Here is a 12,218-nt window from a genome sequence, read left to right on the forward strand (position 1 = left end):
GCAGGTCTTCGGGCCGCCCGGGTGGCGGGCAGGTCTTCGGGCCGCCCGGGTGGCGGGCAGGTCTTCGGGCCGTATCCCGCCGGGCTCCGGGACCGAAGGGCTCTCGGGGCTCGGATAGGCTGCCAGACGTGCGGGAACAGATCAGCTCAGCGTCGAAGGTCGTTGTCAAGGTCGGCTCCTCCTCGCTCACCACCCCCCAGGGCACGATCGACGTCGATCGGGTCGACGCCCTTGTGGACGTGCTGGCGGCGCGGCGCCGTACGGGGACCCAGATCGTCCTGGTCTCCTCCGGGGCGATCGCGGCGGGCCTCGGCCCGCTCGGGCTGACCGCGCGACCACGCGACCTGGCCACCCAGCAGGCGGCGGCGTCCGTCGGGCAGGGTGTGCTCGTCGCCCGCTACACCTCCTCCTTCGCCCGCTACTCCCTGCGCGTGGGCCAGGTGCTGCTGACCGCCGACGACATGATGCGGCGCGCCCACCACGCCAACGCCCAGCGCACGCTCGCGCGCCTGCTGGAGCTGGGCATCGTGCCCATCGTCAACGAGAACGACACCGTGGCCACCGACGAGATCCGCTTCGGCGACAACGACCGGCTGGCGGCCCTGGTGGCGCACCTGATCCACGCCGACGCGCTCGTCCTGCTGTCGGACGTCGACGCCCTGTACGACGGCCCGCCGAGCCGCAGCGGCTCCCAGCGCCTGTCGGAGATCCGCGGGCCGGAAGACCTGGTCGGCGTCGAGCTCGGGAAGAACGGCGCGGCGGTGGGCACCGGCGGCATGGTGACCAAGGTGCAGGCCGCCAGGATCGCCACGGGGGCGGGCGTTCCCGTGGTGCTCACGGCGGCCGCTCACGCCGCCCAGGCGCTCGGCGGAGCCGATGTCGGCACCTACTTCCACCCGGGTGGCCGCCATCCCGGCACGCGGCTGCTGTGGCTCGCGCACGCCACCACCGGGCGCGGCCGCCTTCACCTCGACCAGGGGGCGGTGGAGGCCATCGTGGGGCGGCGCAAGTCGCTGCTGCCCGCGGGGGTGACGTCCGTGGAGGGTGAGTTCGCGGCGGGCGATCCGGTGGATCTGTGCGGGCCGCAGGGGCTCGTGGTGGCCCGGGGGCTGGTCAACTTCGACGCCACCGAGATCCCGGGCCTGCTCGGCCGCTCCACCAGGGAGCTGGCCAGCGCGCTCGGTCCGGAATATGAGCGTGAGCTGATCCACCGTGACGACATCGTCATACTGGAAGCTCACAACTAGTCCCCATCCCTGGGGCAACGAGCGTGCTGGGAACGCAGGGAGCGGAGCGGAGCCATGAGCACAGAGTTCTTGAAGGTCGCCCAGGCGGCGCGAGAGGCCGCCGCCGAGCTGGCCCCGCTGCCGCGGGCGCCGAAGGACCGGGCGCTGCGTGCCGTGGCCGACGCCCTGGTCGCGCACGCGGCGGAGATCGTCGAGGCCAACGCCAAGGACGTCGAGCAGGCCAGGGCGCAGGGCACGTCCGAGGCGATGATCGACCGGCTCCGGCTCGACGAGGCCAGGGTCGGCGCCATCGCCGAGGCCGTGCGCCAGGTGGCCGACCTGCCCGACCCGGTCGGCGAGGTCGTCCGCGGCGCCACCCTGCCCAACGGGCTGGAGCTGCGCCAGCTCAGGGTGCCGCTCGGCGTCATCGGCATCATCTACGAGGGCCGCCCCAACGTCACCGTCGACGCCGCCGCGCTCTGCCTCAAGAGCGGCAACGCGGTCCTGCTCAGGGGCTCCTCCAGCGCCTACTCCTCCAACACGGCCCTGGTGAAGGTCATGCAGGACGCGCTGGAGGGCACCGAGGTGCCCGCCGGAGCCGTCCAGCTCGTGCCGGGGCAGACCCGCGACTCGGTCAAGGAGCTCATGCGCGCCCGCGGCCTGGTCGACGTGCTGATCCCGCGCGGGGGCGCCTCGCTGATCAACTCGGTGGTGGAGGAGTCCACGGTGCCGGTGATCGAGACCGGCGTCGGAAACTGCCACGTCTACGTGGACGCCGAGGCCGACGTCGACCTGGCCGTGCAGATCCTGGTCAACGCCAAGGCGCAGCGGCCGTCGGTGTGCAACGCGGCCGAGACGTTCCTCGTCCACGAGGACGTCGCCGACGCGTTCGTGCCGCGGGCGCTGGCGGCGCTCGCCGAGGCGGGCGTGACCGTGCACGGTGACGAGCGCATCGCCGGGCACGGCTCGGGCGTCGTGCCCGTCACCGAGGACGACTTCTACGCCGAATACCTCTCGCTCGACATCGCCGCCGCGGTCGTCGGCTCGCTGGAGGAGGCGGTGGCCCACATCAGGAAGTACGGCTCCGGCCACACCGACGCCATCGTCACCAGGTCGCAGCGGGCGGCGCGCAGGTTCGTGGCGCTGGTCGACTCGGCGGCCGTGGCGGTCAACGCCTCGACGAGGTTCACCGACGGCGGGGAGTTCGGGTTCGGGGCGGAGATCGGCATCTCCACGCAGAAGCTTCACGCGCGCGGCCCGATGGGGCTGCCCGAGCTCACCTCCACCAAGTGGATCTACACCGGTGAGGGGCATTTGCGCACGTCAGAAGGCACGGTGGTGGCCGGTTGATCGGCGTGTCGGCCTGACCGGCGCCGTGGAGCGCAGGTTGACTGAGGGGCATGGAGATTGTCATCGCCCTTGTCTTCTCGGCTGCCGTGCTGTTCGGCGCCGACCGGTTGCTGCTCTGGCTCGAGAGCCGCGGACACGTCCACTGGCGCAGGAAGGGGCGCAGGCAGCTGTCGGACGAGCCCACGGCCCGGCTCGACAGCATGCTCTCCGATCACACTCGCCGATAATCCTTCGGCGTGCCTCAAGCGCCGACAGGGGTCCCAGCGCTAAGGTTAGGTCCCTTATGGGCGGGCCGGGCGGGGAGAGACGGTGAGCAAGCTCGGCAAGATCGGGCCGTACACCCTGGTCGAGCGGCTCGGTCGCGGCGGCATGGGCGAGGTCTACCTCGCGACCACCCGCCGGAGCGAGAGCGTCGCTCTCAAGGTCCTGCACGACCTGGCCGAGGATGAGACCTCCCGTGTCCGGCTGGAGCGCGAGGTCCGGGCGCTGCGCAGGGTCGAGAGCCCGTACGTGGCCAAGGTGCTCGACGCCGACCTGAGTTGTGCCCGCCCGTACCTGGTCATGGAGTACATCGAGGGCGCCACGCTCCTCGACCGCGTACGCCAGAGCGGCGCGCTCGACGTGTCCGACCTCGTGGACCTGGCCCAGGGCATCGCCGCGGCCCTGGCGATCATTCACGCGGCCGGGGTCGTGCACCGGGACCTCAAACCGGGCAACATCATCATGGGCTCCGAGGGGCCCGTGCTCATCGACTTCGGCATCGCGCAGGTGCTCGACGCGACCCGGCTCACCATGACCGGCACGTTCCTCGGCACGCCCGGCTACACCGCGCCGGAGATCTTCGCCGACGAGCAGGTCGACTCGCCCGCCGACGTGCACGCCTGGGCGGCGACGGTGGCGTTCGCGGCGACGGGGCGGCCGACGTTCGGGCGGGGGACGGCAGAGGCGCAGATGTACGCGGTGCTGAACGGGCAGGCCGACCTCAAGGGCGTGCCCGTGGAGCTGCTGCCGCTGGTACGCGCCGCGCTCAACAGGGAGCCGGGCAAGCGCCCCACGGCGGCGTTGCTGGCCGATCGGCTGTCGCGGCTGGCCAGAGCCACCAGCGCGGCCGAGCCTGAGCCCGCCGCAGGGTCCTCGGAGGAGGCCAAGACAGGCCGCGCCACCCCTGAGGAGAAATCCGCCCGGAGTCGGGCGAACACGGATAGTAAGGTGCCCGCACCGCGTACCCGTGCGAACCCCGACACGAAGGGCTCGGCCGTCCGCGCCGACGGCAAGGGCGCCGCGGCGCGCAGCCGTACCGGAACGGATGGGAAGGGCGCCGCGGTCCGCAGCCGCACGGAGGTGCCCGCGCCGCGCGGGCGCACGGGCGCGGCGGACGGGAAGTCCGCTCTCGCGCGCTCCAAGATGACCGCGCCGCGCCAGCGTGCGGCGGCGGCCGTCCGGAGCCGGCCTCAGGTGCGCAAAAAGGCCGGGCTCAGGGCGGAGTCGACCACCACGCTGCCCGCGGGCAACGGCGCCCTGCTGATGCTGGCCGTGCTCGCGGTGCCGTGCGTGGTGACCTCGGTGATCTGGCCGATCGCCTCCGTCGCGATCACCACGGTGTTCGTGGTGCTGACCAGGACGCTCTGGATGAGCCATTGGCTGGTCAGGAACCGCAGCTCGCGGCGTACGCGGGTGGCGCTGCGCGTGCTGCTCTTCCCGGTCGCCCTGGTCGGGGCGGCCGCCACCGCCGGCGTGTGGCCGGGCGTGCCGGTCGCGCTGGCGTCGGGCGGCGCGCTCTGGGTGACCGGTGGCGGAGTGATCGACTCCGACTGGTGGCAGCAGCCCGCGCCCGTGACGGTGGCGGGCGTGGTGTTCGGGATGCTGTGCGGTGGTTTCGCCGGGCGCGAGATCGAGCGGATCGGGCATCGGCTGCCCGATCTGCGCAGGGAAGGGCTGCGCGCACTGGCCGTGCTGGGCGGGTTCGTCGCCCTGTGCGCGGCCGCCGTGCGCGCTATCGCTCTCCTGCTCTGACCTGCCGCTCTCCAAGGCAGGCCGAAGCTGCCCCTTGGGGTTCGGAACCCGCCGCTCGTCGCCGATCGCGGTGGGTTTCGCGGCCGATCAAGCTGATCGGCCGCGTACGGCGGTGCGGCAGGTCAGCCCTGGCCGCCGTCGCGGCGCGAGAAGCGATTGAAGATGCGCTCGCCCGCGTTGACCGCGCCCTCGGCCACGTCGCGCAGGACGCCGATGAACGGGTCCTGCGACTGGGACCAGGACGCGCGGTAGGACTCGGCCGCGGCCTTGATCTCGTCGGTCACTCGTGCGTTGGGGTCGTCCTCCCTGCGCGGGTAGTCCCCGCCCAGGATGCGCTCGTACTCGCCGCTGCGCTGCCACTTGTCCAGCTCGGCCACGCGCACCACCGCGAACGGGTGGGTCGTGCCGAGCAGGTTGAGCACCTTGAGGAAGCCGTCGCGAAGGTCGCCCGCGGTGTCGTATTCCTGGTACTGCTCCAGGAACGCCTCGATGTTCATCTCGTGGGTGTAGTCGCCGCCGGCGAGCTTCATCAGCGCCCTCTTGGCCGCCTCGGGGTCCTGGCCGACGAGCAGGCCGCCGCGGTCGGAGGACAGCTCCGACTTGCGGTACCACTCCTCCAGGCCCGCGACGATCGCGCGCAGGCCGATGTAGCCGAGCGGGATCCAGGCGACGCGGGTGGCGAGGCGGGTGAGGATGTCGAGCATCGTCCGGTAGACCGCGTGTCCCGACAGGATGTGGGCGGTCTCGTGGCCGATGACGAAGCGCTGCTCCTCCTCGTTCATGAGGTTGAGCAGGCCGGTGGTCACGACGATGAACGGGTCGTCGAAGCCGATGGCCTTCGCCTGGACCTGCGGATCCTGCTGGATGTAGATCTCGGGGATCCGGTGCAGGTCGAGCGTGTAGGCGGCGTCGCGGCCCATGTCGTAGATGGAGCGGAACTGGGTCTCGCTCACGCGTACGGCAGACGCCAGGTACATCAGGCGCAGCCGGCGCTCGCTGATGAGGCCGGACATCTGCTTGAGAACCGTGTCGAACCCACTCAACTTACGCAGAGCGACCAGGGCGGACCGGTCTGCGGGGTGTTCGTAGGCTCGGGACGAGATGCCGGGCAGTTGGACGCGGTTGCGGTCCGGGGTGGTCGTCATGCCCGGCATGCTACGTCCGCAACGGGAGTGATGCGCGGTCATCACCAAGGGGGGTGCCATCATGTTGTGGTACAAGGTCCGCGTAAGGTCCGTTTCATGATGAATGCACCTGGTGTGCAGGGGAAGCGGCGAGTCGGAGTGATGGGTGGGACGTTCGATCCCATCCACCATGGCCACTTGGTGGCAGCCAGCGAGGTGGCGCACCACTTCGACCTGGACGAAGTCGTGTTCGTGCCGACCGGGCGGCCGTACCAGAAGGCCGAGCGCGAGGTGTCGGCCGCGGAGGACCGCTATCTGATGACGGTCATCGCGACCGCGTCCAATCCCCGGTTCTCGGTGAGCCGAGTGGACGTGGATCGCCCGGGGCCGACGTTCACCATCGATACTTTGCGTGATATTTCGGAAATTTACGGTCCTGGGGTTGAGCTGTATTTCATCACCGGCGCGGACGCGCTCGGCGCCATCCTGGACTGGCAGAACGCGGAGGAGCTGTTCGAGCTGGCCCATTTCGTCGGTTGTACCCGTCCGGGGCACACGCTCCACGATCCCGGGCTGCCGGAGGGGCGGGTGACGTTGCTGGAGATTCCCGCACTGGCCATCTCGTCGTCCGAGTGCCGGCAACGTGTCGCCAAGGGAGAGCCGATTTGGTATCTGGTGCCGGACGGAATCGTCCAGTACATCAACAAACGGGGGCTGTATCACGCGGAAGGATGACGGCCTCCGTGCCATAGGTGAGGGGTTTCGGCCCGGAAGGGTACCCTCAACGTATAGGCATGCTGCCGACACAGGAGGACAGACCCGCATCGTGACCGCATCCGACAGATCCGTCCAGCTCGTGCGCATCGCCGCGGAAGCCGCGGCGGACAAGCTGGCCGATGACATCCTCGCATACGACGTGAGCGAACAGCTCGTCATCACCGACGCCTTCCTGCTCTGCTCCGCCACCAACGACCGTCAGGTACGCGCCATCGTCGACGAGATCGAGGAGCGGCTGCGCACCGAGGCCGACGCCAAGCCCGTGCGCCGAGAGGGCGAGCGCGAGGGCCGCTGGGTGCTGCTCGACTACATCGACATCGTCGTGCACGTCCAGCACGAGGAAGACCGCACGTTCTACGCGCTCGAGCGCCTGTGGAAGGACTGCCCGGCCATCTCGCTGCCGGAGAGCGTCATGCAGGCCAACCTCCAGCGGGCACGCGCGTGAGCGGGCTCCCCCATCTCGAGTCCGAGCGTTCCGCATGAGCAAGAGGATCGTCTGCCTCCGGCACGGGCAGACCTTGTGGAACGTCGAGCAGCGATTCCAGGGACACTCCGACATCCCCCTCGACGAGACCGGCATCGCGCAGGCCGCCAGGGCGGCGTCGTTGCTGGCCTCCCTGCGGCCCACCCTGATCGTCTCGTCCGATCTCCAGCGCGCCAACGACACGGCGCTGGCGCTCGCGCGGGTCGTCGGGCTGGACGTGAGCGTGGACAAGGACCTCCGCGAGCGCGGGGGCGGCGAATGGGAAGGGCTCACGCGCGACGAGATCGCGTCGCGCTGGCCCGAGGAATACGTGGCCTGGGAGGCGCCGGGTGGAGAGCCCGTCGCCGACGTGGCCACCAGAGTGGCCGGCGCCATGCGGCGCTGGGCGGCCAAGCTCGACGACGACGGCCTGCTGGTCGTGGCCTCCCACGGGGCCGCGCTGCGGCTCGGGATCTGCGAGCTGCTCGGGCTGCCCGAGTCGCTCTGGCCGGCGCTGGGCGGGCTGGGCAACTGTTCATGGTCGGTGTTGCAGGAGGGGCGCAGGGGATGGCGGTTGCTGGAGCACAACGCCGGGACGCTGCCTGAGCCCGTCCGCAGCGACGACCGGCCGGAGGCCGAGGCATAGCGAGTTCGTACGGCTCGGGGGCCGTACGACCGGCGCGCTCCGATTAGGCGAATCGGCGCGGATGGCTATATGCTCTCGGAGCGCCGCAACGGGTGGACTCGGAGCGGTGACCAGGGGCTATAGCGCAGTTGGTAGCGCGCCTCCATGGCATGGAGGAGGTCTGGGGTTCGAATCCCCATAGCTCCACAAGTATGAAGAAGCCCGGCTTCCGTGATGGAGCCGGGCTTTTTGCTGTTTGGGCTTGATCGCTGTGGGCGCCGGTAGGCCGGGATGGCGGGAGATGCTGCTCGAGGCGATCCGCCGTACCATCGGCGCGGACCGGATCGTCATCGTCGGCCAGTCGTGGGGCGGCTCGCTCGCCGCCCAATACGTCGCGGCGCATCCCGATCGCGTCGCCAAGGTGTCTTCACCTCGCCCGGGGCGCTGTGGCCCGGCTCCCAGCCTGACAGCGACCTCTCGCGGCGTCTCACCCCCGAGGAGCAACGACGCCACGACGAGCTGACCGGTTCGCCCCGGATGATCGCTATGTCCATCCTGCTGGGCATCAACCCCAACGCCGCGCACGCCCTGATGGGCGATCGCGAGGCCGGCGCACGTTCCCCGACGCCACGCTGGTGCCCGTCGCGAACGCGGGTCACGCCATCGCGGGTGGCCGACCCGACGCCTACACCCGCCTCCTGCGGACCTTCCTGACCGAACGGTAGTGTGCGGGAAAACATGATCGAAAGGTACGAACCTTGGCAGCCTCCCTCGTCGCCTTAGCGCTAGCCTCGTTGCTCACCGCTCCGTCCTCCGCACTGCCCGCGTGCCCGCTGATCTTCGGGCACGGCGGCTACCCCACGGGCGCCAACGCCTGGGAGCGGGACCAGGTGCGTCAGCCCAACAACCCCACGGCCATCCGCCGCTACCAGTCCTGGGGCGCGTCAGGCGTCGAGGCCGACCTGCAGCTCACCAAGGACGGCACCAAGGCCGTCATGTGGCACAACACCTCTACCTGGGGCCTGACGGGCACGAAGAAGAACATCACCGACATCTGGTGGGCGGCGGGCGACACCGCGCTCAAGGGCCGGACCATCAACCGCGGCATCTTCCAGGGCGAGGCCGTCTACACCTTCCGCGAGTGGCTGGCCGAGATGAAGAGCGCCGGCATGATCGGGCTGGTCGAGATCAAGCCGGAGGCCCGGCAGTCGCTGCTCAACTCCGACGCCGCGATCAAGGCGCGGGCCTGGGCCGAGGTGCTCGACCCGGTCAAGGAGCGCTACCAGTCGCAGGAGATCATCCTGTACTCCCACAACAGCGAGATCGCCGCCGAGCTCAGGAGCCGGGTGAGCGTCGCGGGCATGACCAAGGTGCTGAGCGGCGGGCCCATCTGGCCGGAGGTCACCAAGTGGGAGGAGCCGCCTCCCTCGTGGACGCTGAACGAGAGCGCGTGGCAGGGGGCGCTCGATCGCGGCGCCAAGCGGGTGGCCACCGACTACACGCCCCAGTTCAACGCGTGGCTGAAGGGGAAGTGCCAATGACCCGGTGACGGGTCCGGTCTTCGGCGTCCGGTGGCTGACCGGTTCGGGTCGCCGTCACGGGCGTGCCGGCGGTCCGGGCCGATCAGTTGAGGGCGCCGTTGCGGGCCTGCCAGCGGGCCCGGTGGCGTTCGGCGGCGCCCTCGGCCAGGGCCGTCGCCGCGGCGGGCACCGGTTCGGCGGCCCAGGAGCCGAGCCGGCTCTCCATCCGGTCCACGAAGGTCACCCCGTGCTCCGTCAGCCGGCCGCTGCTCAGGAGGGTGCGGGTGACCAGGTGGGCCGCCGCCCGCCAGCGGGCGAACTCGGCGCTCGCGCGGATCTCGTCCTCGCCCGACTCGTGCTGCCGCTGCCGCCGCCAGAAGTCCGTCACGCCCAGGTACGCGTACGCGCCCTGGAGCAGCCCGCCGGCGGGCCTGGGGTCCTCGCGCCAGGGCGCGTAGTAGCGGGAGCCGTCGTCGGGCTCGGTCAGCGGCACGATGTCGAGCAGGGCCGAGAGCTTGGCGTGCTGGGCCTCGTGGGTGAGGGTCTCCGCCAGCGTGCGGGGGTCCGGCGGGTCGGAGAGGGCGATGCAGCCGTAGGCGTCGCGCGAGGAGGCGCTGGACGAGCCCGTCGAGGGGGCGGTCAGCGGCGTGAGGACCGTGATGCCGGCCGACACCTCCTCGGCGATCGGCTCGTGGTGGCTCACCAGGAGCTGCCAGGATTCGTCCAGGAGGCGCTGCCAGCGGGCCGCCTCCGCGTCCGTGAGCCGCCCGTGCAGGTCGGTCGCCCCCGGCAGCCGGTGCGGGTCCAGATCGTCGATGAGCACGTTCAGGGGCCTGCCCAGGGACTCGGCGGAGAGGGCGCGCAGCCGCTGCCAGCCGGGGGCGTCGTCGCGGATCTCGACCACCAGGTCGCCCGCGCTCACCTCCGCGCCCTCCGGCCAGCAGTGCACGGTCGCCATGGTCACGCCGCCGGGGAAGGCGACCTGCCCCAGCGACGGCAGCATGGCCCGGCCGGCGAAGACCGGAACGTCCACCTCGCACGTCGTACGGGCGTGGATGGCCGCCGCCGCGGCCAGGGCGGCCAGCTGCTCAGGCGCGCGCCGGGAACGGATCGCGTGGCGGGCCCAGGCGCCCACCGACGGGTGCTGCAGGACCCGGCCGACCGCCTCCGGATGGCTCGTCTGGAGCGTGGCGAGCAGGTCGTAGGCGCGGCGCGTCCGTGCCCAGGAGGTGTGGCCCAGCTCGCGGGCCACGTCCAGGACACCCCTGATGAGCAGCAGGTGCTTGCTGTACTGGGCGGCCTTGAGCCGCCGCACGGCGCCGCCGCCTCCGCCGCCGTTGGCGAGGGCGTCGAAGGCGTCCGCCGGGATCCGGTGGTCAGTGAGGTTCATCGGGGATCCTTAGTACGGCGACGGACGTCGGCCTGCACGGTCCGGCCGACGTGCTTGATCAGGCGCAGCAGGTCGGCGCAGTAGACCGAGGGGTTGTGGAAGCCGTTGCCCGCTCTGTAGCGGTGGGCGAACAGGCCGCCACCGCAGATCATGCCCACCTCGCACGCGGCGCACTCCGGCGCGGGGTCGAGGCGGGCGATCTGGCGGGCGGCGGTGAAGGGCAGGAGCAGGAGGTCGTCGAAGGAGTCGCGGGTCACGTGCAGCCCGGTGCTCCCGGCGCCCTCGAACGCCGACTTGAGCAGGTCGGACTGCTCGATCTCGCCGTCGGTCTCGATCACGATCATGGCCGCGGGCGAGAGCCCGATCTGCTCGGTGGCCGACTCCCCGCCGAGGAGCAGGTGGATGATCTCGTCGAACAGCCGGACGCGCGTGGCGTGGGACGGGGTGGCGTACCACTGGTCGAAGACGGTCGCCAGCCAGGTCGCGTACGGGGTGTCCGGCGAGCCGGGGACCCTGCCGGGCGGCGGCTCGGACCAGTTGCCGTGGGGGAGCAGGAAGTCGATCACGGGCGGGTCGAAGCCCAGGAGGGCGGTGTAGGTGCCCAGGGGGTCGTTGCGGAGATCGACCGTGCACAGCAGCCCGTGGAACAGGTGCCGGAAGTCCTCGGACGTGAGGAGCTCCAGCGCGGCGGCCACCCGGTGGTAGCTGCCGCGGCCGTCGGCGGTGCGGCGGGAGCGGTCGTGGTCGGCCTGCCCGCCGTCGAGGCTGACCCCGACGCCGATCTCCAGCCCGTCGAAGAGCCGCAGGAAGCGCGCGTCGAGGAGCGTCGCGTTGGTCTGCACGCTGACGTCCACGCGGACCGGCACGGCGGACCTGATGACGCCCACGAGGTCGCGGATGTCGTCGTGGCCGGCCAGGAGCGGCTCACCGCCGTGCAGGATCACGTCGACGCTGTCGAGATCGTGCGCCTTGGCGTGTTCGGCGATCCTGCCCGCGGTGGCCTCGACCGTTTCCCGAGACATACGTTTTGGGCGAAATCTCCAGCTTTGATCCGCCATTTCGTACATGTAGCAATATGTGCATGACAAATCACATCTGCTATGTACTTTCAGGATGAACTGCCGGAACGGCGTCGGCCGCCAGCCGCGGACCAGCAGCGCGTCGACGTCCAATGTCGCTGGCCACTCTGACACCGCGGATCAGCCTCCACATTGAGACTTGCGAGGTGCCCAGCATATGACGTCATTCTGATAGTCGAAGCATCTCGTTGGCCCTGTCGAGCGCCTCGTCGGTGAGCAGGGGAAAGATGCCGTGAACCACGGCCGCGGCGGCTCGGGGAGTGCCCGAACGGTGAAATGCCTCCGCTAGTGCCATTTGTGCAGATATGTCATTGGGTGCGAGAGTCACCGCGGCGTTGATCTGCTCGATCGCTCGGGTGAGATCCCCATGGGCCAGGTGCCAGCGGCCGTCGATGGTGAGCGCGCGGGCGACCCCGTCGAAGCGTCCGCGCTCGGCGTACAGGCTCACCGCCTCCTCGCAGTAGCGGCGTACCTGCTTGACGTCGCCCTGGGCGAGCGCCGCGTCGGCGTGGATCTCGGCGACCTCGGCCCGCACCCAGGAGTCGTCGGGCTCGGCCGCGTGCCTGGCCTCGTCGGCGAGCCGGGCGGCGAGCGGCCAGTTGCGCTGGGCCCGCGCCGTGCGGGCCGCCTCCAGGTACGTCGCGGGCGAGC

13 protein-coding genes and 1 tRNA gene are annotated in these 12,218 nt (G+C 70.8%); 10 read left to right on the forward strand and 4 right to left on the reverse strand.

The genetic code is table 11. The features are described 5' to 3' along the window. Window positions 1-128 precede the first annotated feature (128 nt). From proB to ACWDX9_RS51270, 4 genes are all read left to right on the forward strand, one after another. Window positions 129-1,247: a glutamate 5-kinase gene (gene proB / locus ACWDX9_RS51255; RefSeq protein WP_397165808.1), complete on the forward strand. Its 1,119-nt coding sequence runs from the start codon at window positions 129-131 to the stop codon at window positions 1,245-1,247. A 54-nt stretch (window positions 1,248-1,301) separates the two neighbouring features. Then, window positions 1,302-2,576, forward strand: coding sequence for a glutamate-5-semialdehyde dehydrogenase (locus tag ACWDX9_RS51260; RefSeq protein ID WP_350740720.1), 1,275 nt, complete (start codon window positions 1,302-1,304; stop codon window positions 2,574-2,576). Between the two features lie 50 nt (window positions 2,577-2,626). Then, window positions 2,627-2,803 carry a hypothetical protein gene (locus ACWDX9_RS51265; RefSeq protein ID WP_350740718.1) on the forward strand — a complete coding sequence of 59 codons (177 nt, stop codon included), beginning with the start codon at window positions 2,627-2,629 and terminating at the stop codon, window positions 2,801-2,803. An 82-nt stretch (window positions 2,804-2,885) separates the two neighbouring features. Continuing rightward, complete coding sequence (locus tag ACWDX9_RS51270; protein WP_449968917.1) at window positions 2,886-4,589, forward strand: protein kinase domain-containing protein; 1,704 nt, start codon at window positions 2,886-2,888, stop codon at window positions 4,587-4,589. A 122-nt stretch (window positions 4,590-4,711) separates the two neighbouring features. On the opposite strand, the gene ACWDX9_RS51275 is transcribed toward ACWDX9_RS51270, so the two are convergent. Continuing rightward, window positions 4,712-5,743 (reverse strand): M48 family metalloprotease, encoded by a 1,032-nt coding sequence (locus ACWDX9_RS51275; protein ID WP_397372319.1) that lies wholly within the window; start codon window positions 5,741-5,743, stop codon window positions 4,712-4,714. Window positions 5,744-5,830: 87 nt separating this feature from the next. Between ACWDX9_RS51275 and nadD the strand changes: the two genes are divergently transcribed. The 6 genes from nadD to ACWDX9_RS51305 all read left to right on the forward strand — a co-directional run bounded on the left by nadD (window position 5,831) and on the right by ACWDX9_RS51305 (window position 9,119). Next, window positions 5,831-6,448, forward strand: coding sequence for a nicotinate-nucleotide adenylyltransferase (gene nadD / locus ACWDX9_RS51280; RefSeq protein WP_364265225.1), 618 nt, complete (start codon window positions 5,831-5,833; stop codon window positions 6,446-6,448). 91 nt (window positions 6,449-6,539) lie between these two features. Next, complete coding sequence (gene rsfS / locus ACWDX9_RS51285; RefSeq protein WP_080046168.1) at window positions 6,540-6,935, forward strand: ribosome silencing factor; 396 nt, start codon at window positions 6,540-6,542, stop codon at window positions 6,933-6,935. Between the two features lie 34 nt (window positions 6,936-6,969). After that, the gene (locus ACWDX9_RS51290) at window positions 6,970-7,599 is read left to right on the forward strand and encodes a histidine phosphatase family protein (protein ID WP_449968920.1); all 630 of its coding nucleotides are present in this window, start codon (window positions 6,970-6,972) and stop codon (window positions 7,597-7,599) included. Window positions 7,600-7,712: 113 nt separating this feature from the next. Beyond that, window positions 7,713-7,785, forward strand: a tRNA-Ala gene (locus ACWDX9_RS51295). Window positions 7,786-7,879: 94 nt separating this feature from the next. Further along, on the forward strand, window positions 7,880-8,101 hold the full coding sequence (locus tag ACWDX9_RS51300) for an alpha/beta fold hydrolase (RefSeq protein ID WP_449968923.1): 222 nt from the start codon (window positions 7,880-7,882) through the stop codon (window positions 8,099-8,101). 271 nt (window positions 8,102-8,372) lie between these two features. Next, window positions 8,373-9,119 carry a glycerophosphodiester phosphodiesterase gene (locus tag ACWDX9_RS51305; protein ID WP_449968926.1) on the forward strand — a complete coding sequence of 249 codons (747 nt, stop codon included), beginning with the start codon at window positions 8,373-8,375 and terminating at the stop codon, window positions 9,117-9,119. Between the two features lie 82 nt (window positions 9,120-9,201). On the opposite strand, the gene ACWDX9_RS51310 is transcribed toward ACWDX9_RS51305, so the two are convergent. From ACWDX9_RS51310 to ACWDX9_RS51320, 3 genes are all read right to left on the reverse strand, one after another. Then, window positions 9,202-10,488, reverse strand: coding sequence for an HEXXH motif domain-containing protein (locus tag ACWDX9_RS51310; protein ID WP_449968929.1), 1,287 nt, complete (start codon window positions 10,486-10,488; stop codon window positions 9,202-9,204). Continuing rightward, complete coding sequence (locus ACWDX9_RS51315; protein ID WP_449968932.1) at window positions 10,485-11,681, reverse strand: FxsB family cyclophane-forming radical SAM/SPASM peptide maturase; 1,197 nt, start codon at window positions 11,679-11,681, stop codon at window positions 10,485-10,487. Before ACWDX9_RS51315 ends, ACWDX9_RS51310 begins: the two co-directional genes overlap by 4 nt. Before the next feature lie 49 nt (window positions 11,682-11,730). After that, a partial coding sequence (locus tag ACWDX9_RS51320) for a tetratricopeptide repeat protein (RefSeq protein ID WP_449968934.1) occupies window positions 11,731-12,218 on the reverse strand: 488 nt, incomplete at its 5' end.

It is taken from the genome of Nonomuraea sp. NPDC003201 (assembly GCF_053590415.1).